The organism is Streptomyces iranensis (assembly GCF_017874715.1).
GTDB lineage: Bacteria > Actinomycetota > Actinomycetes > Streptomycetales > Streptomycetaceae > Streptomyces > Streptomyces iranensis.
The window spans coordinates 1-26,168 of sequence record NZ_JAGGLR010000003.1 but is presented as its reverse complement, the minus strand read 5'-3'; the positions used below and the strand labels follow the sequence as shown (position 1 = coordinate 26,168).

General features: G+C 71.8%; 31 protein-coding genes. 17 read left to right on the top strand and 14 right to left on the bottom strand.

Annotated features, from left to right (window positions below):
- Nucleotides 1-34 precede the first annotated feature (34 nt).
- Nucleotides 35-1,546, top strand: coding sequence for an apolipoprotein N-acyltransferase (gene lnt / locus J2Z30_RS06130; RefSeq protein ID WP_052702156.1), 1,512 nt, complete (start codon nucleotides 35-37; stop codon nucleotides 1,544-1,546).
- On the opposite strand, the gene J2Z30_RS06125 is transcribed toward lnt, so the two are convergent.
- Both J2Z30_RS06125 and J2Z30_RS06120 read right to left on the bottom strand, forming a co-directional pair.
- A complete protein-coding gene (locus J2Z30_RS06125; RefSeq protein ID WP_044579449.1) occupies nucleotides 1,470-2,423 on the bottom strand; it encodes a Gfo/Idh/MocA family protein in 954 nt (317 codons plus the stop codon). The two genes, lnt and J2Z30_RS06125, sit on opposite strands and share 77 nt — an antisense overlap.
- Nucleotides 2,424-2,446: 23 nt before the next feature.
- Complete coding sequence (locus J2Z30_RS06120) at nucleotides 2,447-3,646, bottom strand: FAD-dependent monooxygenase (protein WP_044579447.1); 1,200 nt, start codon at nucleotides 3,644-3,646, stop codon at nucleotides 2,447-2,449.
- A gap of 86 nt (nucleotides 3,647-3,732) precedes the next feature.
- Here J2Z30_RS06120 and J2Z30_RS06115 point away from each other — a divergent pair, with 86 nt between their 5' ends.
- The 13 genes from J2Z30_RS06115 (at nucleotide 3,733) to J2Z30_RS06055 (ending at nucleotide 16,870) form a co-directional block, all read left to right on the top strand.
- Nucleotides 3,733-4,389, top strand: coding sequence for a TetR/AcrR family transcriptional regulator (locus tag J2Z30_RS06115; RefSeq protein WP_044579446.1), 657 nt, complete (start codon nucleotides 3,733-3,735; stop codon nucleotides 4,387-4,389).
- Nucleotides 4,390-4,430: 41 nt separating this feature from the next.
- Entirely contained in the window at nucleotides 4,431-4,937 is a 507-nt protein-coding gene (locus tag J2Z30_RS06110; protein ID WP_044582350.1) for a DinB family protein, read from the top strand.
- A 648-nt stretch (nucleotides 4,938-5,585) separates the two neighbouring features.
- Nucleotides 5,586-6,617: a 2,5-dihydroxypyridine 5,6-dioxygenase NicX family protein gene (locus J2Z30_RS06105; protein ID WP_044579444.1), complete on the top strand. Its 1,032-nt coding sequence runs from the start codon at nucleotides 5,586-5,588 to the stop codon at nucleotides 6,615-6,617.
- 31 nt (nucleotides 6,618-6,648) lie between these two features.
- Nucleotides 6,649-7,920, top strand: a complete 1,272-nt coding sequence (locus tag J2Z30_RS06100) for an FAD-dependent oxidoreductase (protein WP_044579442.1) — start codon at nucleotides 6,649-6,651, stop codon at nucleotides 7,918-7,920.
- A gap of 117 nt (nucleotides 7,921-8,037) precedes the next feature.
- Nucleotides 8,038-9,441 (top strand): MFS transporter, encoded by a 1,404-nt coding sequence (locus tag J2Z30_RS06095; RefSeq protein WP_044579439.1) that lies wholly within the window; start codon nucleotides 8,038-8,040, stop codon nucleotides 9,439-9,441.
- 57 nt (nucleotides 9,442-9,498) lie between these two features.
- Complete coding sequence (locus tag J2Z30_RS06090; RefSeq protein WP_044579437.1) at nucleotides 9,499-10,347, top strand: FAD binding domain-containing protein; 849 nt, start codon at nucleotides 9,499-9,501, stop codon at nucleotides 10,345-10,347.
- Nucleotides 10,344-12,716, top strand: coding sequence for a xanthine dehydrogenase family protein molybdopterin-binding subunit (locus tag J2Z30_RS06085; protein WP_044579435.1), 2,373 nt, complete (start codon nucleotides 10,344-10,346; stop codon nucleotides 12,714-12,716). Before J2Z30_RS06090 ends, J2Z30_RS06085 begins: the two co-directional genes overlap by 4 nt.
- Nucleotides 12,713-13,252, top strand: coding sequence for a (2Fe-2S)-binding protein (locus tag J2Z30_RS06080; protein ID WP_044579434.1), 540 nt, complete (start codon nucleotides 12,713-12,715; stop codon nucleotides 13,250-13,252). The genes J2Z30_RS06085 and J2Z30_RS06080 overlap by 4 nt, the downstream gene beginning before the upstream one ends.
- The gene (locus tag J2Z30_RS06075) at nucleotides 13,243-13,884 is read left to right on the top strand and encodes an SRPBCC family protein (protein ID WP_044579432.1); all 642 of its coding nucleotides are present in this window, start codon (nucleotides 13,243-13,245) and stop codon (nucleotides 13,882-13,884) included. Before J2Z30_RS06080 ends, J2Z30_RS06075 begins: the two co-directional genes overlap by 10 nt.
- A complete protein-coding gene (locus J2Z30_RS06070) occupies nucleotides 13,881-14,588 on the top strand; it encodes an isochorismatase family protein (RefSeq protein WP_044579430.1) in 708 nt (235 codons plus the stop codon). Before J2Z30_RS06075 ends, J2Z30_RS06070 begins: the two co-directional genes overlap by 4 nt.
- Nucleotides 14,585-15,436, top strand: a complete 852-nt coding sequence (locus J2Z30_RS06065) for an alpha/beta fold hydrolase (RefSeq protein WP_044579425.1) — start codon at nucleotides 14,585-14,587, stop codon at nucleotides 15,434-15,436. Before J2Z30_RS06070 ends, J2Z30_RS06065 begins: the two co-directional genes overlap by 4 nt.
- Nucleotides 15,437-15,472: 36 nt before the next feature.
- On the top strand, nucleotides 15,473-16,309 hold the full coding sequence (locus J2Z30_RS06060; protein ID WP_078957095.1) for a maleate cis-trans isomerase family protein: 837 nt from the start codon (nucleotides 15,473-15,475) through the stop codon (nucleotides 16,307-16,309).
- A gap of 81 nt (nucleotides 16,310-16,390) precedes the next feature.
- Complete coding sequence (locus J2Z30_RS06055; RefSeq protein WP_020873756.1) at nucleotides 16,391-16,870, top strand: MarR family winged helix-turn-helix transcriptional regulator; 480 nt, start codon at nucleotides 16,391-16,393, stop codon at nucleotides 16,868-16,870.
- Nucleotides 16,871-16,878: 8 nt separating this feature from the next.
- On the opposite strand, the gene J2Z30_RS06050 is transcribed toward J2Z30_RS06055, so the two are convergent.
- Nucleotides 16,879-17,343 (bottom strand): hypothetical protein, encoded by a 465-nt coding sequence (locus J2Z30_RS06050; RefSeq protein ID WP_044579420.1) that lies wholly within the window; start codon nucleotides 17,341-17,343, stop codon nucleotides 16,879-16,881.
- A gap of 75 nt (nucleotides 17,344-17,418) precedes the next feature.
- Nucleotides 17,419-18,399, bottom strand: coding sequence for a helix-turn-helix transcriptional regulator (locus tag J2Z30_RS06045; protein WP_209468580.1), 981 nt, complete (start codon nucleotides 18,397-18,399; stop codon nucleotides 17,419-17,421).
- Nucleotides 18,400-18,494: 95 nt separating this feature from the next.
- Between J2Z30_RS06045 and J2Z30_RS06040 the strand changes: the two genes are divergently transcribed.
- Nucleotides 18,495-18,917 carry a DUF3224 domain-containing protein gene (locus J2Z30_RS06040; protein ID WP_044579417.1) on the top strand — a complete coding sequence of 141 codons (423 nt, stop codon included), beginning with the start codon at nucleotides 18,495-18,497 and terminating at the stop codon, nucleotides 18,915-18,917.
- Nucleotides 18,918-18,923: 6 nt separating this feature from the next.
- Here the strand turns inward: J2Z30_RS06040 and ung are convergent, their stop codons facing one another.
- The 9 genes from ung to rpmG all read right to left on the bottom strand — a co-directional run bounded on the left by ung (nucleotide 18,924) and on the right by rpmG (nucleotide 24,688).
- The gene (gene ung / locus J2Z30_RS06035; RefSeq protein WP_044579416.1) at nucleotides 18,924-19,604 is read right to left on the bottom strand and encodes a uracil-DNA glycosylase; all 681 of its coding nucleotides are present in this window, start codon (nucleotides 19,602-19,604) and stop codon (nucleotides 18,924-18,926) included.
- A 117-nt stretch (nucleotides 19,605-19,721) separates the two neighbouring features.
- Nucleotides 19,722-20,483 carry an SDR family oxidoreductase gene (locus tag J2Z30_RS06030; protein WP_044579415.1) on the bottom strand — a complete coding sequence of 254 codons (762 nt, stop codon included), beginning with the start codon at nucleotides 20,481-20,483 and terminating at the stop codon, nucleotides 19,722-19,724.
- Between the two features lie 18 nt (nucleotides 20,484-20,501).
- Nucleotides 20,502-21,263, bottom strand: a complete 762-nt coding sequence (gene fabG, locus J2Z30_RS06025; RefSeq protein ID WP_044579414.1) for a 3-oxoacyl-ACP reductase FabG — start codon at nucleotides 21,261-21,263, stop codon at nucleotides 20,502-20,504.
- A 159-nt stretch (nucleotides 21,264-21,422) separates the two neighbouring features.
- Nucleotides 21,423-21,818 carry a DUF3037 domain-containing protein gene (locus J2Z30_RS06020; RefSeq protein ID WP_044579410.1) on the bottom strand — a complete coding sequence of 132 codons (396 nt, stop codon included), beginning with the start codon at nucleotides 21,816-21,818 and terminating at the stop codon, nucleotides 21,423-21,425.
- Nucleotides 21,815-22,639, bottom strand: coding sequence for a HipA family kinase (locus J2Z30_RS06015; protein WP_044579408.1), 825 nt, complete (start codon nucleotides 22,637-22,639; stop codon nucleotides 21,815-21,817). Before J2Z30_RS06015 ends, J2Z30_RS06020 begins: the two co-directional genes overlap by 4 nt.
- A 179-nt stretch (nucleotides 22,640-22,818) precedes the next feature.
- Nucleotides 22,819-23,061, bottom strand: coding sequence for a 30S ribosomal protein S18 (rpsR, locus tag J2Z30_RS06010; RefSeq protein ID WP_044579406.1), 243 nt, complete (start codon nucleotides 23,059-23,061; stop codon nucleotides 22,819-22,821).
- A gap of 36 nt (nucleotides 23,062-23,097) precedes the next feature.
- Nucleotides 23,098-24,264, bottom strand: coding sequence for a CobW family GTP-binding protein (locus J2Z30_RS06005; RefSeq protein WP_044579403.1), 1,167 nt, complete (start codon nucleotides 24,262-24,264; stop codon nucleotides 23,098-23,100).
- On the bottom strand, nucleotides 24,261-24,518 hold the full coding sequence (locus J2Z30_RS06000; protein WP_044579401.1) for a type B 50S ribosomal protein L31: 258 nt from the start codon (nucleotides 24,516-24,518) through the stop codon (nucleotides 24,261-24,263). The genes J2Z30_RS06005 and J2Z30_RS06000 overlap by 4 nt, the downstream gene beginning before the upstream one ends.
- A 5-nt stretch (nucleotides 24,519-24,523) precedes the next feature.
- Nucleotides 24,524-24,688: a 50S ribosomal protein L33 gene (gene rpmG, locus J2Z30_RS05995; protein WP_044582348.1), complete on the bottom strand. Its 165-nt coding sequence runs from the start codon at nucleotides 24,686-24,688 to the stop codon at nucleotides 24,524-24,526.
- Between the two features lie 87 nt (nucleotides 24,689-24,775).
- Here rpmG and rpmB point away from each other — a divergent pair, with 87 nt between their 5' ends.
- Together rpmB and rpsN are read left to right on the top strand one after the other, a co-directional pair.
- The gene (rpmB, locus tag J2Z30_RS05990; protein WP_044579400.1) at nucleotides 24,776-25,012 is read left to right on the top strand and encodes a 50S ribosomal protein L28; all 237 of its coding nucleotides are present in this window, start codon (nucleotides 24,776-24,778) and stop codon (nucleotides 25,010-25,012) included.
- Complete coding sequence (rpsN, locus tag J2Z30_RS05985; protein WP_044579398.1) at nucleotides 25,012-25,317, top strand: 30S ribosomal protein S14; 306 nt, start codon at nucleotides 25,012-25,014, stop codon at nucleotides 25,315-25,317. The genes rpmB and rpsN overlap by 1 nt, the downstream gene beginning before the upstream one ends.
- A 103-nt stretch (nucleotides 25,318-25,420) precedes the next feature.
- On the opposite strand, the gene J2Z30_RS05980 is transcribed toward rpsN, so the two are convergent.
- On the bottom strand, nucleotides 25,421-25,876 hold the full coding sequence (locus J2Z30_RS05980) for a hypothetical protein (RefSeq protein ID WP_044582347.1): 456 nt from the start codon (nucleotides 25,874-25,876) through the stop codon (nucleotides 25,421-25,423).
- Nucleotides 25,877-26,168: the final 292 nt, after the last annotated feature.

Here is a 26,168-nt window from a genome sequence, read left to right as displayed (position 1 = left end):
GCGGCGGCTGGCCTCCCCGTGGTGGCGGGGCGCGATGGCGCTGCCGGCGGGCGCGCTGCCCGCACTGGCCTTCCCCGCGCCCTCGCTGTGGTGGTGGGCGTATGTGGCCCTGGTGCCCTGGTTGCTGCTGATGCGCTCGGCGCCCACCGGCCGCCGGGCGATGCGGGACGGCTGGCTGGGCGGCGCCGGGTTCCTGCTCGCGGTGCACCACTGGCTGATGCCGAGCCTGCATGTGTTCATCGTGCTCCTGGCGCTGCTGCTGGGGCTGTTGTGGGTGCCCTGGGGGTGGCTGACGCACCGGCTGCTGCACGGCCGCCCGGGGTCCGGGCGGGTGGCGGCGGCGCTGGTGCTGCTGCCGTCCGTCTGGCTGATGGCCGAGCTGGCCCGGTCCTGGGAGTATCTCGGCGGGCCCTGGGGGCTGCTGGGCGCGAGCCAGTGGCAGGTGGCGCCCGCGTTGCGGCTGGCCTCGGTGGGCGGGGTCTGGCTGCTCGGCTTCCTGCTGGTGCTGGTGAATGTCGCGGTGACCGTACTGATCGCGGTGGCCCGTGCCCGTACGGTGGCGCTGGCCGGGCTCGCCGCGTGCGGCGCCGCGGCGGCCGGGGCATGGGCCTGGGTGCCCCAGGCCAAGGAGCCCGGGACGGCGCGGATCGCGGTGGTGCAGCCGGGGGTCATCCAGGGGCCGGGGCCGCGCTTCGAGCGCAGCGCGGAGCTGACCCGGCAGCTGGCCGGCCGCGATGTCGACCTGGTGGTGTGGGGCGAGAGCAGCGTCGCCCAGGATCTGACCACCCATCCGGAGGTGAGCCGGCGGCTGGCCGCGCTGTCCCGGACGGTCGGCGCGGATCTGCTGGTCAACGTGGACGCGCGGCGCGGCGACATGCCCGGCATCTACAAGAGCTCGGTGCTGATCGGGCCGAACGGCCCGACGGGACAGCGCTACGACAAGATGCGGCTGGTCCCCTTCGGGGAGTACATCCCGGCCCGGCCGCTGCTGGGCTGGGCCACCTCGGTGGGCAAGGCGGCCGGTGAGGACCGCCACCGGGGCACCGAACCGGTGGTGATGAACCTCCCCGGTTCGCTGCGGATCGGGCCGCTGGTGTGCTTCGAGTCGGCGTTCCCGGACATGAGCCGGACCCTGGCGCGGGACGGGGCGCGGATGCTCGTCGTCCAGTCCTCGACCTCGACCTTCCAGGGGAGCTGGGCGCCCGAGCAGCACGCCTCGCTGGCCGCGCTGCGGGCCGCCGAGACCTGGCGGCCGATGGTGCACGCCACGCTGACCGGGGAGAGCGCGGTGTTCGGGCCGCGCGGCGAGCCGGTGGGCCCCCGGATGTCCACCGGCACCAGCGCGGCCACCGTCTACCCGGTGCCGCTGGGGCAGGGCACCAGCCCTTATGTGCGGATCGGGCCCTGGCCGGTGTACGGGGCGATGGCGGCGCTCGCCGTCTTCTGCGCGGCCGAGGGGGGCCGGGCGCTCAGACGGCGGACGGACCGGCAGCCGGTCCAGCCGTCGGACCGGCGGACAGACCAGCCGACTCCAGGGCGTCCCTGACGACCCGTTCGCACAGCTCATGGGTGCGCAGCGCGTCCTCGGCGCCGATCCGCCGCCCGGAGCGCACCGCGTCCAGGAAGGCGTCGGTGATCTGCTCGATCCCGCGCTGCCGCGCCACCGGCACCCAGTCGCCCCGGCGGCGCACGCTCGGCTGGCCTTTGTGGTCGACCACCTCGGCGAGGTTGAGCACCTGCCGCTTGGTGTCCTGTCCCGAGACCTCCAGGACCTCCTCGGTGGAGCCGCTCATCCGGTTCATCACGCCGAGCGCGGTGAACCCGTCCCCGGACAGCTGCAGCAGCACATGGTGTATCAGCCCGCCGCGGACCCTGGCGCGCACATCGATGTGGTCCACCTCGCCGGGCGCGAGGAAGCGCAGCGTGTCGACCACGTGGATGAAGTCGTCCAGGACCAGGGTGCGCGGGTCCTCGGGGAGGCCGACGCGGTTCTTCTGGAGCAGGATCAGATCGCGCGGGTGGTCCAGGCACTGGGCGTAGCCGGGTGCGTAGCGCCGGTTGAAGCCGACCATCAGGCTCACCCCGCGTTCCTCGGCGAGCCGCACGAGCCGCTCGCTGTCGGCGAGGTGGTACGCGAGCGGCTTGTCCACGTACGTGGGCACCCCGGCCTCGAGCAGCCGGGTGACGAGGTCGGCGTGGGTGTCGGTCGGGGCGTGCACGAAGGCCGCGTCGAGCCCGGCCGCGAGCAGCGAGTCCAGGTCGGCGTGGCGCTGGGCCCCGGGGACGCGATAGGTGTCGGCGACCCGCTGGAGGGTGGCGGGGGTGCGGGTGTGGAGATGCGGCTCCAGACCGGGGCGGGCCATCAGCACGGGCAGATACGCCTTCTGCGCGATGTCGCCGAGCCCGACGCAGCCGACCCTCATATGTTCTCCCCGGTCTCTTCCGATCATGCCTTCCGCCGTGCCCCCGCAGGATACGTGGGGGTGGGCGGACGCCAGTCGGCGATGCCGTCGAAGGAGCGGAGGGCCAGCCCGGGGGCGATGCGGCCGACGGCGGCGATCGCGGCGTCGCGGAGGGCGACGGCGGGGGCGCTGGTGAGGGTGATCATGCGGGCGGTGCGCGCCGAGCGGCGTACCACGTCCATGGTGCGGGGCAGCCGGTCGTGGGTGTAGGCGGCCAGGGCGGCGGAGGGGTCGGTGATCTCGGGGGCCAGATGGTGGGCGAGGACGACGGCGTCCTCGATGGCCTGGTTGCCGCCCTGCCCCATGGTGGGGGCCATCGCGTGGGCGGCGTCGCCGAGGAGGGCGACCCGGCCCCGGTGGTAGGCGGGCAGGGGCTCGGCCATGGACCGGATGTCATGGCGCAGCACGTCCTGGGGCGCGACGGCGGCGAGGATGTCGGGAATGGGGCTGTGCCAGTCGCCGTATTGCCGCAGCAGTTCGGACCGCTCGTCGTCCGGGGCCCGGCCGCCGGGCGGGGCGACGGCCGCCGCGTAGGCGTAGACCCGGCCGTCCTTGAGCGGCTGGGTGCCCCAGATCCGGCCTCTCCCCCAGGTCTCGTGCGGCTCGAACGGCCGGTCGGGGGCGGGGATGACGACGCGCCAGGTGGTGAATCCGGCGTAGCGGGGCCCGGGATGGTCCGGGAAGAGCGTACGGCGGACGGCCGAGTCGATGCCGTCGGCGGCGATGACGAGGTCCGCCTCGTGGTCGCCGTCCCCGGTGGTCACCCGGGCCGGGCGGCCGGCGGCGCCGGGGTCGGCCAGCCGGGCGGCGGCCCCGGTGCGGACCACGCCCTGGGGCAGCCGGGAGACGAGCAGGTCGACGAGGGTGGCCCGGTGGAGGAGGACCAGCGGGCCGCCGAAGCGCTCGGCCGTCGTGGCGCTGTCCATCCGGGAGAGCCAGCGGCCGCCGGGGGTGCGCAGTCCGCCGCCGCCCTGCCAGGCGGCGAGCGCGCGCACGTCGTCGCCGAGGTCGATGGCGTCCAGGGCGCGCTGGGAGTTGGCGGCGAGCGAGATTCCGGCGCCGACCGGCTCGAGACGGGCGGCCCGCTCCAGGACGGTGACGGACCAGCCACGACGGTGCAGGGCCGCGGCGGCGGTGAGCCCGCCGACTCCGGCACCGATGACGACGGCACGGGGCTGCTGCATGACTCCTCCAAGTGCACTACAGGTGTAGTACTCACTTACGTTACTACATCCGTAGTGCGAGTGGCGGATGGGCTTAGGTTGACCCCATGACCGCTGATCGAACCGCCGCCTCCGCTTCCGGCGCCGCCCCGTCCGCCGCCTCCGCGTCCGGAGCGTCCCGCGCCGAGCTGATCGCCGACACCGCGCTGGCGCTGCTGGCCGAGCGCGGGATGCGGGGGCTGACGCACCGCGCGGTGGACGAGGCGGCCGGGCTGCCGCTCGGCTCGACCTCCAACCACGCCCGGACCCGCGCCGCCCTGCTCAAGGCGGCGGTCCGGCGGCTGGCCCAGCGGGAGGCGGAGGTGCTGGCGCCCGACGAGATGCCGGGCCCCGCCGGCGCGGCACCGGAGGGAACCGATCCGGTCGCGGCGCTGGCCGACGCGCTCGCGCTCGCCCTGCACCGCTCGCTCACCACCCAGCGCGATCTGCTGATCGCCCGCTACGAGCTCGCGCTGGAGGCGACCCGCCGCCCCGAGCTGCGGGAGTTCTACGACGCCACGGGGCGCGGCTTCCGGGAGCCGCTCGAGGCGATGATGGCGGCGCTCGGCTCCACCGAGCCCCGGCGGCATGCGCGGGCCCTGGTGGCCTGGTGCGAGGGACTGATGTTCAGCTGCGCCGCGGGCGCCGACCACGACGCCGTACCCGACCGCGCGGCACTGCGCACCGGGTTCGGGGAGCTGCTGCGCGGGATGCTGGGCGAATAACGCGTGGCGGTCATGGCGGCGGCGCCACCATCATGACCGCCATGACAACCACAGAACGTCCCGACCCGCCCCGGACCGCCGATGAACGCACCAGCCTGGAGGGGTGGCTGGACTTCCACCGCGCGACCCTCGCCCTCAAGTGCGAGGGCCTGGACGACAAGCAGCTGCGCGAGGCGTCGGCACCGCCGTCCGGGCTGACCCTGCTCGGCCTCGTACGGCATATGGCCGAGGTCGAGCGGAGCTGGTTCCGCCGGGTGCTCGCCCAGCAGGACATAGCGCCGATCTGGTACAGCGAGGAGGACCCGGACGGGGAGTTCCACCTCACCGACGAGGACACCCCGGAGGCCGCCTTCGCCATCTGGCGGGAGGAGATCGCCAAGGCCAAGGAGGCCGCCGCGGGCCGCTCCCTGGACGACGTGGTCAGCCGTCCCGTCCGCGGGGACTACAACCTGCGCTGGATCTATCTGCACATGATCGAGGAGTACGCCCGCCACAACGGCCACGCCGACCTCATCCGCGAGCGGATCGACGGCGTCACCGGCGAATAGGCGCTCCGCCGGAAGCGCCCCGACCTGCCGTCGACCCACTGCGGCGCCGTCGTGGCCGATCGCGCCCCGCGGCGGAGCCGCGTATCGATACAGCCCCGCGCCCCTTCGGGGCGCCTCCGGCCGGCTTCCGCCGATCTGCTGAGCGGCGTTGCGCCAGACAGGGCCATGCGCACCGCGACGGCGGTGCGCCGAGGGGCGCGGGGAATGACCATCGGAACCCTCCTTGGCAGCGGCGCGCCGCCCAGAACCAGCCATCGCGAGGCAGCTCAGGGCACGCAGTCCGGATGTGAACAGAAACCATCCGAGCACGTACGAACTCTCGGCGCAAGGCTTCACGCCAGCCGCAATCATCTTTCGTTCATCTTCGTAAAGTCGGGAAAGACGGCCGACATCCGGGGAAAATACAAGGTCAGCAGGGTCGCCCTGCCCTCCGCGGCCACCCCGGGAGGCGGACTGATCACAAAAAAGTTCGGCCGAACCCCTTGCCAGACCCAGATCGTACGCGTTCGGATTAATTGCGTCGGCGGCGCCAGTGAGACCCGCGTCTCCCCATGAAGCCACCTGGCCGCATGGCTGGATCCATACCCCTACGCCTGCCCAAATCGCGCGATCGCCGTCTGCCACCTTCCCCCTCCCCAGGAGCGAGACATGCTCGACCTCACCTCCGTTGACCTGCTCGACGCGTTCACCCAGGAGCTGAAGCTGTGCAAGCTCAAGCCCGATGAGCACGTCGTCGTCCTGTCCGAGCCCACCAGCCGCGGCGACTACGTGGCGGCCGCCTTCGGCGCGGCCAAAGCCTGCGGCGCGCATGTCATCGCCGCCACGGTCCCCGGCGGCAACCCGTCGCCTTCGGACAGCACCCGCACCGGCGCCGGACCCGGCCTGAGCGCGGTGCTCGGCGACACCGCGGCGCAGGACCTGCTCAAGGCCGCCGACCTCGTCGTGGACCTCACCCGGGAGGGCTTCATCCACGCCCCGCTCCAGCAGGAGATCATGCGGACGGGCACCCGCATCCTCTTCGTGTGCGACGCCCCCGACGTACTCGTCCGCAATCTGCCCAAGCCGGAGGACAAGGCGGAGGTGCTCAAGGGCGTCAACCTGCTGAAGAGCGCGTCCGTCATGCGGGTGACCTCCGAGGCCGGCACCGACCTGACCATCGAACTGCCGGGCGCCAAGCCGGAGTTCCAGGTGGGCTTCGCCGACGACCCGGGCCGCTGGGACCACTGGCCGAGCACCATGGTCCTGTGCTGGCCGCGGTTCTCCGAGGGCCGGATCGTGCTCTCCGAGGGCGACATCCTGCTGCCGTTCAAGGAGTACGTACGTCAGCCGGTCACTCTGGAGATCGCGGGCGGGAACATCGAGAAGGTGTCCGGTGGCGCCGAGGCCCACCTGCTCAACACCTTCTTCGACGACGCGAACGACGAATGGGGACGCAGCCTGTCCCATATGGGCTGGGGCCTGATGCGCACCGCCGACTGGTTCGCCACCGCCCTGTACGGCAAGGAAGAGCTGATGGGCATGGACGCGCGGGCGTTCGCCGGGAACTTCCTGTGGTCCACCGGACCCCACCCCGTACTCGAGCGCGAATCGTATGCGCACGTCGACATCGCCATGCGCGGCTGCACCGTCTCCGTCGACGGCCAGGACGTCGTCACCGCGGGCCGACTCGTCGACTACTGATCCCGCCGCCGCACCTGCATCTGGAGAGAAGATGGCATCCACCCAATCCCTCGACGTCGTCATCGTCGGCGGCGGGCTCGGCGGAATGACCGCCGCGCTGTCGCTGCGGCAGCGCGGCCATCACGTGACCGTGCTGGAGCAGGCACCGCGGTTCGGCGAGATCGGCGCGGGTATCCAAACAGCGCCCAACGCGAGCCGGGTCCTGCTCGGGCTGGGGCTGCGCAAGCAACTGGAGGCCATCCACACCGAGCCCCAGGACCAGGTGCGGCGCCGGTGGAAGGACGGCAGCATCATCGGGCTGACCCAGCTCGGTGACTACGTCAAGCAGCACTACAACGCGCCGTACTGGCACTACCACCGGGCCGATCTGCACGGTGTCCTCACCGAGGCCTGCGTCGACCCGACCGGCCCCGGCCCGGTGGTCGCACTGCACACCTCGAGCCGGGTCGGCGAACTGGACCGGAGCGACCCCCGCCGCCCCGCGGCCGTGACCGACGACGGCCGGCGCTTCGAGGCCGACGTGCTGATCGGCGCCGACGGCATCCGTTCCCGGGTCCGCGACCTCATGGGCCTCCCGGACACCCTGCTGTTCTCCGGCGAGATGGCTTTCCGGGCCCTCATCCCCGGCGACCTCATCGCCGCCGACCCGGCCACCCGCTTCTTGATGGACCGCTTCCAGAGCACCATCTGGTACGGCCCCGACCGGCACCTGGTCCACTACATGATCCGCGGCGGCGAGTACCTCAACGTCGTCGGCTGCGTCCCGTGCACGGACGAGGTCGCCGAGAAGTGGACCGGCTCGGCCACCGCGGAAGACCTGGTGAACGCGTACGAGGGCTGGGACGACCGGGCGGCGGCCATGCTGTCCAAGGCCAAGGAGGACGTGCTCTCCTTCGCCCTCTACCACCGCCGGCGCGACCCGGTCTGGATGGACGGCCGCATGGCCCTCATGGGCGACGCCTGCCACGCCATGCTGCCCTACCAGGCCCAGGGGGCCTCCCAGGCCATGGAGGACGCCGCCGTACTGGCCGAGGAGCTGGGCCGGATCAACGCCGACGGCGTCGAGGGCGCGCTGCGACGCTATGTGGACCGGCGAGCCAAGCACGCCGGCATGGTCCAGGACGCCTCACTGCAGAACAAGACCTTCTACCACTATCCCGACGGTCCACAGCAGGAGGCCAGGGACGCCCTGCTGCGGCGCGGCTTCGACGGCGAATCCGACGTCTCCTACCACTGGTTGTGGAGCGGCAGCCCGCTCGACGACCCGGACCTGGGCGCCTTCGACTACCGCTTCGCCCGCTGACCGGACCCTCCCCTCCCCCTCCCGCTCATCACCCGCCCCCTCCGGGGCCGCTTCCCGCTCATCCACCTCGGTGTCGCCCCGCGCGGGCACATCCCCGAACACCCCCGTGGAGCGACAGTGAAAACAGGCGACCAAATCGTCCAGGACCTCCCATGGAGATGGGGGGTCCAGGGCAGGATCTTCATCATCGGCGGCCTCGGCTACCTCTTCGACGCCTATGACATCGCCCTCAACGGCTTCCTGATGCCGCTGTTGGGCGACCACTTCCACCTCTCCCTATCCCAGCGAGGTCTGGTGGCCACCGCCAATCTGGTGGGCATGGCCGTGGGCGCGGTGACCTGGGGCGCGATCGCCGACCGCATCGGACGCAAGAAGTCCTTCAGCGTCACCTTGCTGATCTTCGCGGTGTTCTCGGTGGCCGGTGCCCTGGCCCCGAACTACGGGATCTTCCTCGCCCTGCGCTTCATCGCGGGTGTCGGCCTCGGCGGTTGTGTTCCCGTCGACTACGCCCTGGTGGCGGAGTTCTCCCCGACGAAGTACCGCGGACGCGTACTGACCGCGCTGGACGCCTGGTGGCCGATCGGCGTGACCCTGTGCGGTCTGGTCTCGACGGCCATGCTGTCCCTCGAAGGCAACTGGCGGTGGATGCTCAGCGTGATGAGCGTTCCGGCGCTGCTGCTGTTCTGGGTGCGCAGGGGTGTGCCGGAGTCGCCCGTCTACCTCAGCAAGAAGGGCAGGGAAGCCGAGGCGCGGGTCGTCATCGACGATCTGGTGGCCCGCACGGGTGCGCCCGCCGAGCCGTACGTCATCCCCGCCCCGGTGCCCGAGGCAGGGGGGAACGGCCCCCGCGCCGCGCTCGAACAGCTGCGCGCGGTCTGGAAGTTCAGCCCGCGCATCACCTCCGCCGCCTGGCTGCTCTTCGCCACCGTCATGCTGGTGTACTACGCGGCCCTGAGCTGGCTGCCGTCCATCCTCAAGGAGGAGGGCCTCGGCGACACGGCCGCCTTCATGAGCACCACGCTGATGAGCGCGGTCGGCATCGTCGGCGTCCTGACCTCCACGGTGCTGGTGGACGCGGTCGGCCGGAAGTGGCTCATAGGGGTCTCGGCCCCGATCGCCTCGCTCGCACTGGTGGTGTTCGCGCTGGTGATGCGCATGCCGACGGGTTCCATCGTGGCCATCGGCGTCTTCGGCTTCCTGATGCAGCTGACCATCCCCGCCATGTACGCCTACGCCTCCGAGCTGTACCCGACAACGCTGCGGGCCAGCGGTTTCGGCTGGGCGTCCTCGTTCAGCCGGGCGCTCACCGGCTTCGCCCCGATGCTGTTCGGCTCGGTGATGTGGCCGCTGCTGGGGTTGCCGCTGACCTTCGGGGTACTGGCCGCGGCCGTCCTGGGGGCCGTCATCTGGACGGCGTTCGCGGCGCCCGAGACAAAGGGACGCGACCTCGACGAGGACGACCCGACCGCGGTGCCCGCCCCCGCGTCCCCGGAGCCGGCCGTCGGTCAGCCGGTGCGCTGAAGGGCGGCCCGCTCCGACCGGACTGCCCGGACCGCCCTTCGAAACGACAGGAGAAACATGAAGCCCGCTCCCTTCCAGTACCACCGAGCGCGCGACGTCGAGGGCGCCACGGCACTCCTGGCCGAACTGTCCGACGAGGCCAAGGTCATCGCCGGCGGCCAGAGCCTGGTCGCGATGATGAACTTCCGGCTGGCCCGCCCGGGGCATCTGGTCGACATCGGCGGCCTGCGCGAACTCGACCACCTCGGGGTCGAGGCCGACGGCGGGCTGCACATCGGGGCGCTCACCACCCATCACACGGTGGAGACCGCGCCCGCGGACCGGCTCGGGGCGGGTTTCCAGGTCATTCGCGATGCCATGCGATGGATCGGACATCTGCCGATCCGGACCCGGGGCACCGTGGGCGGCAGTATCGCGCACGCCGACTCGACCGCCGAGTGGTGTCTGCTGGCCGTGCTGCTCGACGCCGAGTTCGTGGCCCACAGCCCGCGCGGGCGGCGGCGCATCCCGGCCGGTGAGTTCTTCTTCGGCTACTACACCACCGCCCTGGACCCCGACGAGATCCTCGTGGAGATCGTCTTCCCCCGCCCCGCGCCGCACGCGGCGCTCACCGAGTTCGCCGAGCGCCGCGGAGACTTCGCCATCGTCTCCGCCGCGGTCGATCTGGCGACCGACGGCGGGGACGTCCGCGGCGGCCGGGTGGCTCTGGGCGGTGTCGCCGCGATGCCGGTACGCGTGCCCGAGGCGGAGGCCGTGCTGGCGGCCGGCGGCTCGTTCCGGGACTGCGCGGAGGCGGCGGCCTCCGCCGTGGATCCGCCGAGCGACGGAGGCGGCAGCGGCGACTACCGCAAGCACCTCATCCGCAATCTGATCGAGCGAGCCTGTGAGGAGGCGATGTCACGATGACGTCCGCCAAGGACGACCGGCTGGTCGGCACGTCGGTGGCGCGCCGGGAGGATCCCCGGCTGCTGTCCGGACGTGGCCGTTTCGTCGACGACATCGAGCTGCCCGGCATGCTGCACGCGCAGTTCGTCCGCAGCACGGTGGCCCATGGGACGATCACCGAGATCGATCTGACGCGGGTGCGTCAGGTCCCTGGTGTCGTCGCCGCGTTCACCGCCGCCGACCTGGAGTTGGGTGACATCACCGCCCAGCTCGGCCGCCCGCTCTCGGAGTTCGTGCCGACCGCCATGCCCGTCCTCGCCCGCGACCGGGTCCGCTATGTCGGCGAGCCCGTCGCCGTGGTCGTCGCCCGGGACCCCTATCTCGCCGAGGACGGCCTGGAAGCCGCCAGGGTGACGTACGCACCCCTCCCGCCCATCACCTGCGAGGAACAGGCCCTCGCCCCCGACGCTCCGCGGGTGCATGCGGAGGCCGCCGGGAACACCCTGGTCGACGTCGGTCTGTTCGCCACCGAGGGCATCGACGAGATCTTCGACCAGGCTCCCTGCGTGGTCCACGTCGATCTGCGAACCGGCCGGCAGAACGCCCTGCCGCTGGAGACGCGTGGCGCGGTGGCGCAGTGGGACGCCCGGGAGGAACAGCTCGTCCTGCACACCTGCACCCAGACCCCGCATCAGGTACGGACCGTGGCCTCCCGCTGCCTGCGACTGGACGAGCGCGCGGTGCGAGTGATCGTCCCGGACATGGGCGGCGGTTTCGGCCTCAAGTGCGTGGTCGGCCGCGAGGAGATCGCCACCGCGGCGGCCGCGCTGCGGCTCGGCCGGCCCGTCAAGTGGATCGAGGACCGCAAGGACGCCCTGTCGGCCTCGTTCCTCGCCCGGGAACAGCACTACACCGTACGCGCCGCCTTCGACGCCGACGGCCGGATCCTCGGCCTGGACGCGGACGTGGTGTGCGACATGGGCGCCTACTCCTGCTATCCGTTCACCGCCGGCATCGAGCCGCTGATGGCCTCCGCCGAGATGCCCGGCGTCTACAAGGTCCCCGCCTACCGGGTGCGCGGCCGGGCCATCACCACCAACAAGGCGCCCACCGCCCCCTACCGGGGCGTGAGCCGCCCGAGTTACGTCATGGCCATGGAGCGGCTCATGGAGCGCGCCGCCCGCGAACTGCGCCTGGACCCGGTGGAGATCCGGCGCCGCAACGTCATCACCGACTTCCCGTACACCGGCGTCAACAACATCACCTACGACCCCGGCTCGTATCTGGAATCCCTCGACCTGTGCGAGCGGGCAGTGCGCGAGGCGGGCTGGTACGACCGGCAGGCCGCGGCCACGGCCGAGGGCCGGCACATCGGGATCGGCTACAGCTGCTTCAGCGAGCGCACCGGCTACGGCTCCGCCGCCTTCGCCCAGCGCAAGATGGAGGTCGTGCCCGGGTTCGACCTCGCCGAGGTCCGCATGGACACCAGCGGCGCCGTCACCGCCACCACCGGCACCATCAGCCACGGCCAGAGCCATGAGACGACCATGGCGCAGATCGTGGCCGATGCGCTCGGCCTCGACATCGCCAAGGTCAAACTCCACCAGGGCGACACCGACCGCATCACCTACGGCTGGGGCACCTTCGCCAGCCGCTCGATCGCGGTCGGCGGCAGTGCCGTACGTCTGGCGGCGGGCAAGCTCGGCGACAAGCTCCGCGCCATCGCCGCCGACGAGTGGGGCATCCCCCCGGAGGAGACCGAACTGGACCGGGGCCGGGTCCGCCGGCGCGACGACCCGGATGTCGCGCTCACCTACGAGCACCTGGCCGACACCGCCTACCTCAAGTCGCATCTGCTGCCCAAGGACATCGACCCGGGCCTCACCGCCACCGCCGTCTTCGACGTCCACAACGACGGCACCTTCTCCAATGCCACCCACGGGGTGGTGGTGGAACTGCACGAGGGCACCGGGCAGGTGGAAATCCTCGCCTACTTCTGCGTCGAGGACTGTGGTGTCGCCGTCAATCCGCAGGTGGTGGAGGGGCAGTGCCGGGGCGGCATCGCGCAGGGCATCTCGGGGGCGCTCTTCGAACAGATCACCTACGACGCCCAGGGCGAGCCGTCGGCCACCAGCTTCATGGACTACAAGGTGCCCACCGCCCATGAGATCCCGGAGGTGGTGATCCACCATCTGGAGACCCCTTGCGCCTTCACCGCGACGGGAGCCAAAGGCGCCGGCGAGGGCGGCACCATCGGGGCGCCCGCCGCCGTGCTCAACGCCGTCAACGACGCGCTGCGGCCCACCGGCGTCGAGCTGGACGACACGCCCATCACACCGGAGACGGTCCACCGTGCCCTGACCCCCCGCACACCGGAGCAGACACCATGAACGACACCACCGGCCTGGGCGACGACGTCCAGCTCATCACGCTCGACGTCAACGGCACGTCATACGAGGTGATCACGGCGCCGCGCCGCACCCTGGTGGACGTGCTCCGCCACGATCTGCGGCTGACCGGCACCCACGTCGGCTGCGAGCACGGGATCTGCGGCGCCTGCACCGTGCTCGTCGACGGGCTCCCGGTCCGGGCCTGTCTGATGTTCGCCGCCCAGGCGGAGGGAGCGCGGATCACCACCGTCGAATCCCTCGCCGACTCCGGCACCGGCGAGCTCAGCGATCTCCAGCGGGCCTTCACCGCCCACCACGGCCTGCAGTGCGGCTTCTGCACCCCCGGCTTTCTGATGCTGGCCCAGGGCTTCCTCGCGGAGCGGCCGGAGGCGACCAAGGAGGACATCAGGGAGGTCGTCGCCGCGAACCTGTGCCGGTGCACCGGCTACCAGACCATCGTCGAGGCGATCGACGCCTGCGCGACCGCACGGCGCTCTCAGCGGGCCGTGGGCACCGAGGAGGACTCATGCAACTGATCAATACCGTTTCCGTCCAAGCCCGGCCCGACGCGGTGTTCGCCCTGCTCAGCGACGTCCAAAGAGTGGCGTCCTGTATGCCCGGCGCCGCTCTCGAAGGCCGTGACGGCGATGCCTGGCGTGGCGCGGTCAAGATCAAGGTGGGCCCGATCTCGGCCGCCTATGCCGGCACCGTGCGCTTCCTGGAGGTCGACGCCGAAAAACGGAGGCTGCGGGTCCATGCCAGCGGCGCCGACACCCACGGCAGCGGCGACGCCGAGGCCGAGGTCTCCCTCGAGGTCGTCCCCACTGAGGACGGCGCCCAGCTGAACCTCTCCACCGACCTGGTGATCCGGGGCAAGATCGCCCAGTTCGGCAAGGGCGCCATCGGGGCCGTGTCCGACAAGATTCTCCAGCAGTTCGCCCAGAACCTCGGCAACCTTCTCCTCCGGCAGGACGGCGCGGAGGCGCCCCCCGTCTCCGGTGCGGCACCCGCGGCGTCCGCTCCCGCGGCCGGCGCACCCGCCGAGGCGCCCGGTGAGCTCAACGGAATGGTGCTGATCGCGGGCCCGCTGCTGAAGAAGTACGGCCCGGTCGCGGCCGCGTTCGTGCTCGGCTTCGTTCCGGGCTGGCTGCTGGGGAGGCGCCGATGAGCGGCGGACTGTACGGCCTGACCACCAACCGCACCTACCAGCGGGCCGGCTTCGGTGCCGCGGTGCGGCGCGGCAGCCGTCCGGCGATCGTCGTGGTGGACCTGACCCGGGGTTTCACCGAGGACTCGTATCCCTCGGGTGCCGACCTCTCGGAGGCCGTGGCCGCCACCACGCGCCTGATCGAGGCGGCCCGGCCCGCGGATGTGCCGGTGATCTTCACCGCGATCGCCTACACCGAGGCCGAGGCGTCCGGTGACGCGATCGCCTGGCTGCGCAAGGCTCCCGGCATGCGCACCCTGGTCGAGGGCAGTGATGCGGTGGCCATCGACCCGCGGCTGCCCATGCGGCCGGGACACGATCAGCTGGTGGTGAAGAAGGGCGCCTCGGCCTTCTTCGGCACGAGTCTCGCCGCCACCCTCACCGGACTGGGCCGCGACACCGTCGTGGTGTGCGGCGCCACCACGAGCGGCTGTGTACGGGCCACCGTGGTCGACGCCGTCCAGTCGGGCTTCCCGGTGCTGGTGCCCCGTGCCTGCGTGGGCGACCGGGCCGAGGGGCCGGCGGACGCGGCGCTCTTCGACATCCAGGCCAAGTACGGCGACGTCGTCACCCTCGAGGACGCCGTCGGCTACATCGGCTCCGTTCCCGCCCCGGCGGCTCCTGACGCGGCCCGGCGTTCCCATCGACGAGGAGACAGCACATGACACGGCGTTCGGTCCAGCAGAGCGCGCTTGCCGATCTGGCCGATGTGCCGGCCACGAGCCGGTGGGCGCGCTCCGGAGAGGTACGGCTGCACGCCCTCGACTACGGCGGCGACCTGCCGCCGCTGGTCGTCCTGCCCGGTATCACCAGTCCCGCGGTCACCATGGACTTCGTGGCACGCGAACTGACCGACCTGGTCAGGCCGGTGGTGCTGGACGTACGCGGCCGGGGTCTTTCGGACGAGGGCGACGGCTACGGACTGGAGGAGTACGCCGAGGACACCGAGGCTCTCATCAGCCGGCTCGGCCTCGACCGTCCGCTGCTCCTCGGCCACTCCATGGGCGCGCGGATCGCGGCGGCCGTCGCGGTGCGTGCCAAGGTGCCCCTGCGCGGCACCGTGCTGGCCGATCCGCCGATGAGCGGCCCGGACCGCGGGCCCTACCCCACCCCCCGGGAGGTGTTCCTGCGGCAACTCTCCGAAGCCCGGCGCGGAACGGACGCCGACGAGGTGGCCGCCTCCTGGCCCACCTGGCCGCGACGCGAACAGGAACTGCGGGCCCGCTGGCTGTCCAGTTGCGCCGAGGAGGCCATCGTGGCCACGCACCACGGCTTCGAACACGAGGACTTCTTCGACTGGTGGCCCCGGGTGCCCGGACCGGCCCACATGCTCTACGGAGCCGACAGTCCCGTCGTGACGGCGGAAGGGGCGGGGGAGGCCGCCGGGAGCAATCCGCCGGCGCCGCTGCACAAGATCCCCGGCGCCGGCCACATGATCTTCTGGGACGCCCCGGCGATCGCCACCGCGACGCTCCGCGACGCGCTGCGGACCATCCTCTCCCCGGCCGCCTGACCGGTGCCCGCTGCCCCGTTTCGGAGGACCAACCCCATGGCAGACCATCACATCGGGCTGATCGTGCCCAGCTCCAACCTGACGATGGAGACCGAGCTTCCCCGGATGTTCAAAGCGCGGGAGTCCATCGCGGCCGACGACCGCTTCGTCTTCCACAGCAGCCGGATGCGGATGAAGCACGTCACCCCGGACGAGCTGCGCAATATGAACGCGCAGACCGAGCGGGCCGCCCTCGAACTGGCCGACGCGCGGCCCGACGTCGTCGCCACCGCCTGCCTGGTCGCCATCATGGCGCAGGGGCCCGGACACCACTGTGTGGCGGAGGCCGACATCACCTCCGCGCTGCGGGCCGAGGGATCCCGGGCGCCCGTGGTCTCCAGCGCCGGCGCCCTGCTCAGCGGCGCCGAGGCACTCGGCGCCCGCCGGGTCGCGATCATCACGCCGTATATGAAGGAGCTCACCGCCAAGGTGGTCGACTACATCGAGAACGCCGGGATCGAGGTGGTCGACGCGCTCAGCCTCGAAGTCCCGGACAACCTGGCGGTGGCCCGTCTGGACCCCGCCGATCTACGCGACCACTGGCGCCGCCTGAACCTGAGCGGGGCCGACGCGCTGGTGCTGTCGGCCTGCGTGCAGATGCCGTCGCTGGCGTCGATCCAGCCCGTCGAGGACGAGGCTGGGCTGCCCGTGCTGTCGGCGGCCACCTCCACCGCGTTCCGCATCCTGACGGAGCTCGGGCTGCCGCCCGTCGTGCCCGGCGCCGGGAGCCTGCTCGGCGGCCAGGTCTCCCGCCCCGCCGGGAGCGGCGCCGCGACGACGGCCGGTCGCAGCGCCGGCGGTACGGGACCGGTCCACCTCGGTACCGGTCGGTGAGGCCGCGGCCGGGGCCGAAGGGTCCGCCGGCCTCCGCCCCGCTGTCCCTCGGCGTCAACCGTGCGTGCTTAAGTAGGTTCTATGACTGATCCCACCCCGCCCGCCCAAACCGGGCCGGAGGCCCCCACTGCCCTGACAGCCGCGCCCGGCTATCAGGTCCGCCGTCTCTACCAGGCGTATCTCGCCGTGTGGGCACGGGAAGTGGACCCAGTCCTCACCGGCCCTCAGTTCGCGGTGCTGCAGACCGTGGAAGCCCATCCCGGCCAGGACCAGCGTTCCATGGCCGCCGCCGTCGCCCTGGACACCTCCACCATGGCCGATGTGGCCCGCCGGCTGGAGAACCGTGGTCTGCTCGCCCGGAAGACCGCGGCCGCCGACGGCCGTCGCAAGCTGCTCTACCTGACCGACGCGGGCAAAGAGGCCCTTCAGGAGGCGAACCACCGGGCGCGCAGGCTCGACAAGATCCTCCTGGAGTCCTTCGACGAGGCGGAGCGCGAACGGTTCGTCGTCAAGCTGAAGGCGCTCGCCGACCGCTGGGAGGAGCTGGCGGAGGCGGCGTAGCCGGACCTTCAGTCCTCGACGGCGCCCTCCAGGACCAGCGTCAGCCGCAGGATGGCCGCCCGCACCCCGTCGCCGTACGGATCCTCGCCGAGCGCGCCGGCGGCCTCGCGTGCCAGCGCCAGCTGTCCCCGGGCCGCCTCCTCCTGGCCCAGCTTCAGATGGCCCGCGGCCACGTTGAGGTGCAGGGAGGGCAGGAACGCCCGCGGCGCCAGGGCCCCGGTGAGCCCTTCGGCGGCGGCGAGCGCCCGCAGGTCCCAGATCAGCTCGTCGAGCGGGTCGTCCTGGGTGTCGGCCAGATAGTGGGCGAGGGCGCAGCGGTGAAAGGGGGCGCCGTCCCGTTCGATCTCCCGCCACAGCGCGGCGAGGCGATTGCGCGCCTCCTCCCGGTCGCCGCCCCGGTGCAGCATGACCGCCTGCCCGATCCGGGTCAGTACGGCATCGCCCTCCGGTGCCTGCTGCCGCGCTTCCGCCATCGCCGCCTCCCGTCTTTCGGACGACCCTAGCCGCTCGCGCCCGCGCCGCTCGGCGTGTCGTGGCGCGGCGGGGCCTCAAGGGGTGTCGTCCGGCGCGGCGTAACGGCGGGCCAGTTCGGCTACGGCGCGGGCGACGGCCGACCGCAGCTCGGGCGGGCCCAGCACCTCGGCGTCGGTGCCCAGCCGCAGCATGTCGTGGACCGCGACCGGCAGTGACTCCACGGGGAGGACGACACGCCGTCGTCCCTGGTCGTCGGGCGGGCCCGCCGCGGCCACCGCCTCCGCGCCCACCGCCCCGAACTGCATCGGGAGCAGCTTCACCCCGCGCTCGGAGAGCAGAAGTTCGGCCTCGCCCTGGAAGCGCATGGACTCCAGCCGGCGGGACGACTCCGCCCAGGAGGCGGCGAGGTCGAATCCGGCGGGCCGCTCGAAGACCTCCTCCAGCACCTCGGCGTCGAGGATCCGCGACACCCGGTAGCTGCGTACGGAATCCTCGACCCTCGCCACCAGGTACCAGATGCCGCCCTTGAGGACGAGGCCCAGCGGGCACAGCTCGCGCCGCACCTCGCCGCGCCAGCGGCGGTAGTGCACCCGCAGGACGCGCCGCTCCCATACGGCCTCGGCGGCCGCCGCCAGATGGGGCACCGGCTCGGCGTCCCGGAACCAGCCCGGCGCGTCGAGGTGGAAGCGCTCCTGGATCCGCCGGGACCGCTCCCCCAGCCCGGCCGGGAGCGCGGCCCGCAGCTTGAGCTGGGCGGTGGTGAGGTCGGCGCCCAGCCCCAGCTCGGCGGCCGGGCCCGGCATCCCGGCGAGGAAGAGCGAGTCGGCCTCGTCGCCGGTGAGCCCGGTCAGCCGGGTGCGGTAGCCGTCGAGCAGCCGAAAGCCCCCGGCCGGGCCCCGGTCGGCGTAGACCGGCACCCCGGAGGCGCTCAACGCCTCCACATCGCGGTAGACGGTGCGCACCGAGACCTCCAGCTCGGCGGCGAGCTCGGGCGCGGTCATCCGGCCCCGGTTCTGCAGCAGCAGAAGCAGTGAGAGAAGGCGGTCGGCGCGCATGCGGTCCATTGTCGCCGCCGTACCTGACAGAAGGTGTCAGGTACGGCGGCCAGAGTGGCGTTCGCAGCCGATCCCGGCCCTGGAAAGGACCAACCATGACCACGCACACCACCGGCCACTTCACCTACGCCGACTGGCAGGAGACCGTCCTCGATGAGACCGAGGGCGGCGGGGGCGGCGAGGGCGGCGCCAAGCTGGCCCGTGCCGTGGTCACGAACGCCTTCTCGGGCGGCATCGAGGCACCGCGGACCAGCTGTCAGTACGCCATCACCTATCTGTCCGACAAGACCGGCGTCTGCTGCGGCTACGAGCTGCTGACCGGCACCCTCGACGGGCGCGCGGGCAGCTTCGTCGTGGTGCAGCACGGCAGCTGGGGCGAGGACGCCACCGTCCGCTGCGCCTTCGAGGTGGTGCCCGGATCCGGCACCGGCGAGCTGACCGGGCTCACCGGATCGGGCACCTTCTCCGCCGTCCAGGGGGAGTCCGAGATCCCCTACAGCTTCGACTACACGCTCTAGCCCCGGTCAGGCGCCGAGGTCCGGGATCCGCCAGTCGATCGGGGTGTGGCCCTGGGCCTTGACCGCCTCGTCGATCTGGGTGAAGGGGCGCGACCCGAAGAACTTCTTCGCGGACAGCGGGGACGGGTGCGCCCCCTTCACCACCGCGTGCCGCGACGCGTCGATGAGCGGCAGCTTCTTCTGGGCGTAGTTCCCCCAGAGCACGAAGACGGCCGGATCGGGGCGCGAGGCCACCGCGCTGATCACCGCGTCGGTGAACTTCTCCCATCCCTTGCTCTTGTGGGAGTTGGCCTCGCCGCCCCGGACCGTCAGCACCGCGTTGAGCAGCAGCACACCCTGCTCGGCCCAGGGCATCAGATAGCCGTTGTCGGGCACCGGGTGGCCGAGCTCCTCCTTCATCTCCTTGAAGATGTTCCGCAGCGACGGCGGGGTTTTGACGCCCGGCCGCACCGAGAAGCACAGACCGTGGCCCTGGCCCTCGCCGTGGTACGGGTCCTGCCCGAGGACCAGCACCTTCACCTGGTCGAACGGCGTGGCCTCCAGGGCGGCGAACACCTCCTCGCGCGGCGGGTACACCGGCCCCTCGGCCCGCTCCTCCTCGACGAACTCGGTGAGCTCCTTGAAATAGGGCTTCTCCAGCTCCTCGCCGAGGACCCCGCGCCAGGACTCGGGCAGCACATAGGGCACGTCTTCAACCTCCGGTCGGTGTTCCGTCTTACCGGCACAGAACCTACCGTCGGCCACTGACAACGCCTCACACGCACCCGGACCGCCTCAGCGGCGCGGGGCCGGGCCGGGCGCCGGTCAGCCGAGCCCGGCGCCCAGGAGGATGCCGCCGTCCACCACGAGCGTCTGGCCGGTGACCCACGCCGACTGGTCGGAGGTGAGGAACGCGGCCGCGCCCCCGATGTCCTCCGGCACGCCGAGCCGCTTCAGCGGATAGGCCGCCGCGGCCTCGTCCTCCCGCCCCTCGTACAGGGCGGTGGCGAACTTGGTCTTCACCACCGCCGGGGAGATGGCGTTGACCCGCACCCGCGGGGCGAACTCCTGGGCGAGCTGCACCGTGAGGTTGATCATGGCGGCCTTGCTGACGCCGTACGCCGCGATGAACGGCGAGGACGACATCCCGGCGAGCGAGGCGATGTTGACGATCGTGCCGCCGTTCTCCTGCTGCCAGGCCTTCCAGGTCCGCTGGGCGAAGCCCAGCGCCGAGACGACATTGGTCTCGAAGACCTTACGGATCACATCGAGGTCGAGATCGGCGATGGGCGAGTAGACCGGGTTGGTGCCGGCGTTGTTCACCAGGTGGTCGACCCGGCCGAACGCCTCCATCGTCCGCTCGACGGCGGCCGCCTGGTGCGCCTGGTCATGGGCCTTCCCGGCGGCGTAGATCGCGCGGTCGGTCCCGAGCCGTTCCACGGCCTCCTTCAGCGCGTCCTCGTTGCGTCCGGTGATGCACACCTTGTCGCCACGGGCCACCATCGCCTCGGCGATGGCGTAGCCGATCCCCCGGCTCGCCCCGGTGATGAGCGCGGCCCTGCCGCTGTCCTGTATCTGCGCGGTCATGTGCTGCGTGACTCCTGATCAGTTGAGCGGGCCGCCGGCCACGTACATGACCTGGCCGGAGACGAAACCGGCCGCCTCGCCGGTGAAGAAGGCGATCGCGTTGGCGATGTCGGCGGGCTCCCCTACGCGCTGCACCGGGATCTGGCTCGCGGCCGCCTTCTGGAAGTCCTCGAAGCCCATGCCGACGCGCTCGGCGGTCGCGGCGGTCATGTCGGTGGCGATGAAACCGGGCGCCACGGCGTTGGCGGTGACGCCGAACTTGCCGAGTTCGATGGCGAGGGTCTTGGTGAAGCCCTGCATGCCCGCCTTGGCCGCGGCGTAGTTGACCTGGCCGCGGTTGCCCAGCGCCGAGCTGCTGGAGAGGTTGACGATCCGGCCGAAGCCCGCGTCCACCATGTGCTTCTGGCAGGCGCGCGACATCAGGAAGGCGCCCCGCAGATGCACGTTCAGCACCGTGTCCCAGTCGGACTCGCTCATCTTGAACAGCAGATTGTCGCGGAGCACACCCGCGTTGTTGACGAGGATCGTCGGCGCGCCGAGCTCCTCGGCGACACGCGCGACGGCGGCCTCGACCTGCTCGGCGTCCGACACATCGCAGCCCACGGCGATGGCCTTGCCGCCCGCCTCGGTGATCTTCTCCACGGTGGCCGCACAGGCCCCCTCGTCGAGGTCGAGCACGGCGACGACGCGGCCCTCCTCGGCCAGACGCACGGCGGTCGCCGCGCCGATGCCACGGGCCGCTCCCGTCACGATGGCAACGCGCTGCTCGGTGGTGGACATGCGGGTTCTCCCTCGCATCGATGGCGGCTCACCGTCCCGGTCCCGGGAGTGAGCAACCGCTTAGTCTCTCCTGCGCACGAGACGCTATGAGGCCCGCCACCGCCTGTCAACGACCGCCCGTATGTGCTCGCTCACCTCCGCGTGCTTTGAGCCGATGCGTCACCGCACCAGCAGGTCGAGCAACCGCTCGACCTCCGCCTCCGCGTCCGCCGTCAGACCCGTGTGCACCGGCCCCGGCTGGACGACCGTGGAGCGCGGCGCCACAAGCCAGCGGAAGCGCCGTCCCGCGTCCTCCCCGGCCGCCTGACCGGCCCGCTCTCCCCCGCCGCAGACACACTCGACCGCACGCAGCGCGGCCCGTACCGCGGGCACGTCCGCCGAGGGGTCCAGGGCGCGCAGCCGGTCCTCGTCCAGATGGATCCGGGCCGCCACGAAGGAGGTGGCGCGGCAGTAGACGACCACGCCCGCGTTGATCTGCTCACCCCGCTCGACCCGGGGGACGACCCGCAGTACGGCGTATTCGAAGACATCCCGGCCATTGTGGAACCCGCTCACCGCGACGCCTTTCCGTCGACCCACACCCGCAGCCACTCGGGGGCCTTGGACGGCCCCTCACCAGCGCGCTCCGCGAGCGTGATCCTCGTCCCCACCGTGGCCGCCCGCTCCAGCAGCACCTCGACATAGGCGCGGCGCACCGCGTCCGGGCCGTCGAAGCCCGGCTCGTCGGTCAGCCATTCGTCGGGGACGTCCGCCACCACCTCGGTGAGCAGCTCCTCGGTGATCCGCGGCGCGAGGGCCCGGCCCGCCGCGGCGATGTCCGGTGCGAACGGCGCGAGGACGTGGTCGGAGGCGTCGTACGGCTTGGTGGCGGCCTTGTCCAGCCCGCGCCAGCCGTGGTGCCAGATCATCGTGGCGCCGTGGTCGATGAGCCACAGCCGCCCGTGCCAGACCAGCATGTTGGGGTTGCGCCAGGAGCGGTCCACATTGCCGATGAGCGCGTCGAACCACACGACCCGCCCGGCCTCCTCCGCGCCCACCTCGAAGGCGAGCGGATCGAAGCCGAGCGACCCGGGGAGGTAGTCCATGCCGAGGTTGAGCCCGCCACTGGCCTTGAGCAGCTCCTGCACCTCCTGGTCCGGTTCGCTCAGACCGATTACCGGGTCCAGCTGGATCCGCACCAGATCCGGCACCCGAAGCCCCAGCCGGCGGCCCAGCTGACCGCAGACGACCTCGGCGACGAGGGTCTTGCGGCCCTGCCCGGCGCCGGTGAACTTCATGACGTAGGTGCCCAGATCGTCGGCCTCGACGATGCCCGGCAGCGATCCGCCCTCACGCAAGGGCGTGACATACCGGATCGCGGTGACTTCGGTCAACATTTTCCCAGGCTATCCGACTTACTGACCTTGCAATCCACGATCGATTCCGGACCCCCACAAGCCGGGGAATCCGCCGCGACAACCCCGGGGAGAATCTGGGGCAGGCGGGGCACTTTGGCGCCGCGCCACCGCGTCTCCCGACCGGGGTCGGCAGGAGGGTCGCGGGCGGCGCGGAGGGGCTATCGGGAGCCGTAGGGCAGCAGGGCCACTTCGCGGGCGTTCTTGATGGCGCGGGCGATCCGGCGCTGCTGCTGTCGCGTCACATGGGTGACCCGGCGGCTGCGGATCTTTCCCCGGTCGGAGATGAACTTCCGCAGCATGTCGGTGTCCTTGTAGTCGACGTAGGTGATGCCGGCGGCATCGAGGGGGTTGACGCGGCGGCGCTTGACGTCCTGGCGCTTGGTGCCGATACGTCGAGACATGGTGTGTCCTGTTCTGTACGGGGCTCGACCCGCGCTTCACGCCGCGGGATCGAGCAGTTCGTCGAAGGCATGGGAGAGGTGCTTCCAGCCGCCCGGCCCGGCCGCGTACTCGGCGTCGGTGAGCAGGCAGGAGTCGAGCAGGGCGAGCACGTTGTCGCGGTCGAGGCGGGGTGAGGTGAAGGTGAGGTGCTGACAGCGGTCGCCGTGGCCGGGGTGCCAGTCGAGCGCGGCGGCGACCCGCCGCTCGGCCGGGACCAGCTCCCAGGCGGCGTCCGGCAGCGCGGCCAGCCACGGCCCGGCCGACTCCACGCACAGCGCCCCGCCCGCCGCGTCCCACGACAGCAGGGTGTCGGGCCGGTCCGCCAGCCAGAAGCGGCCCCGGCTACGGGCCGCGGCGCAGGTCAGATCCTCCAGCGCGGTATGAAGCCGGCCCGGGTGAAAGGGGCGTTCGCGGCGCCAGACAAGGGTGCTCACCCCGTGATCGTCACTGTCCTGGGGCAGCAGCGCACACGCCGGATGCTGACGGACGGCCGCCGCCTCTACATCGAAGCCCTGGAGCAGGGCGGGCCCCAGGGCCCCCTCGCCGAGCCGCACCCGACCTGCGCCCGGGGTGAGTTGGGTGAGCAACGCCTGATCGCCGTCGTCAGCGGGCTCCTCACATGTGGTGTCCTCGGCGACGGCGAGCACGGTGGGGTACTCCAGCTGCCGGGCGAAGGTGTCGGCAACCGTGCGCCGATCGGCCGGGGCCGCGGCGAGACCGACGTCGGCCAGGTCGTCGCCGTTGGACAGGTAGGGCACCATCAGGGCGGGATCGACCGCGGTGGCCACCCCGGTCAGCTCCAGCGGCGCGCCCTCGGCCGCGATGACGGCGGCCATGGCCTGGGGCTCGACCGAGTCCCACAGCTCGACGACGGCGAGCCGGTGCCCACCGCCCATGGCCAGGCGCAGCAGTTCCGGGACCATGTCCTCGCGCAGCGCACAGCACGCGCAGTCGTTCACCAGCGGCGCCTCGCCCTCGCCGAGCGGCCCGGAGGCATCGCGCACGGTGCGGCGCACGGCGCGGTCGGTGGCGGCGGACAGATCGTGGTGCAGCGCCACGGAGCCGGGCACCGTGCGCAGGATCTCCTCGACGGCGGCGCGGCGGGCGTCGGCGTGCAGTCCGCCCACGACCGCCACGGCCAGCCGGTTCCCGCCCGCGGTCACCGGCCCCTCCGGCGGTCTCCGTAGCGCCGCTCGAACCGCTCGACGCGGCCGGCGGTGTCCACGACGCGCTGGTTGCCGGTGTAGAAGGGATGGCTCGCCGAGGAGATCTCGACGTCGATGACCGGGTAGGTGTTGCCGTCCCGCCACTCGACGGTGTGGTCGCTGGTGGCGGTGGAGCGGGTGAGGAAGGCGAAGTCGGCGGCCCGGTCGCGGAAGACGACGGGCCGGTACGCGGGGTGGATACCGGGCTTCATGGCGGTCAGCGCTCCTCCGAGAAGTCGACATGGCGGCCGGCGACCGGATCGTACTTGCGCAGGGTCAGCCGGTCGGGATCGTTCCGCCGGTTCTTACGGGTCACATACGTGTAGCCGGTGCCCGCCGTGGACCTCAGCTTGATGATTGGGCGTAGTTCGTTCCGGGTCATGCCCCACAGCATACATGGAGTTGGTTTTCATTTTCATCTAGCTGCTACAGTGCTGCCTCCTCAGAGAAACGAGAACCAGGAGGAACCATGTCCGCCCACTGCCAGCTCACCGGCCGGCGGCCCGGCTTCGGGCACCACATCTCGCATTCGCACCGCCGCACCAGGCGCCGGTTCGACCCCAACGTCCAGCGCAAGCGCTACTGGCTGCCGAGCGAGGGCCGTCACATCCGCCTCACCCTCAGCGCCAAGGCCATCAAGACCGTCGACGCCATTGGCATCGAGGCCGCCGTGACCCGCATCCGCGCCCGGGGAGGAAAGGTCTGATGGCCAAGAAGAGCAAGATCGCCAAGAACGGGAAACGCCGGGTGATCGTGGCCCGCCACGCCAAGCGCCGCGCCGAGCTGAAGGCGGTCATCGCCGGCCCCGGGACCCCGGCGCGGGAACGGCTCGACGCCCAGCGGGAGCTGCGCCGCCAGCCCCGCGACGCCAGCGCCACCCGCGTGCGCAACCGCGACTCCGTCGACGGCCGCCCCCGCGGCCATCTACGCGCCTTCGGGCTGTCCCGCATCCGGCTGCGCGAGATGGCACACGCCGGTGAACTCCCCGGGGTGACCAAGAGCAGTTGGTAACCCCTCACCAGCCTGCGGGAGCGGGAGCCACGTCCGCCGCGGCCACGGTTCCGGCCGATTCCGCAGCCAGGCAGGGCAGCACCTGAGCCAGGTCCACGGAAGGTCACCGGGACCGGCAGCACTCCTGCGCCACCGATACGAAGGCCAGCTTCGCACGCTTGAGTTCGTCCGGCCTCTCATGGCGCCGCAGACAGTCGACGAGGTGCTGTGCCGCGGCAGCGGCGTCGGGTGGGCCTTCCAGGAGTACCCCGCTCAAGGCTCGTTGCAGCAGAACGTCGTCGTCGGCTTGGCCCCGGCCGTTCCGCTCGGTGAGGATCCTCGCCTCTGCGGCTCCGAGGAACTCCGCGTAGATCTGACGGCGAAGGGCGAACTCGCGGTTGGCGGACTCCGCGCGAAGCGTCATGCGAACCGATTCGAGTAGCGCGTCCGCCTGGCGATCCCCCGCGTGCCGTGCCGCGGCGGCCTGCCGGAGCCCGGCGCCGCGGGTGTACCAGCCGGTTACAACGCTGCCCGCGATCGCCGAGCCCGCGGCAATCAGGGCGATTCCCCAGTCACTCATGCCGCCATCCTCGCGATCGGCCATGGCATGCCACACCACCCTTGCCAAATGTGCGGCGTGGATCACTCTCCGCGACCCTCGAACAGCGCGCGATAGGATCGGATCATGTCGCCCGACGACGTGAACGAACCTACCTCGACCTGCGGAAACAGCGGTGTCCGGCCGCCGGATTCCGTTAGGCTGGACGCTTACGGGCGACGGGCGACGGGCGACGGGCGACGGGCGACGGGCGACGGGCGACGGGCGACGGGCGACGGGCGACGGGCGACGGGCGACGGGCGACGGGCGACGG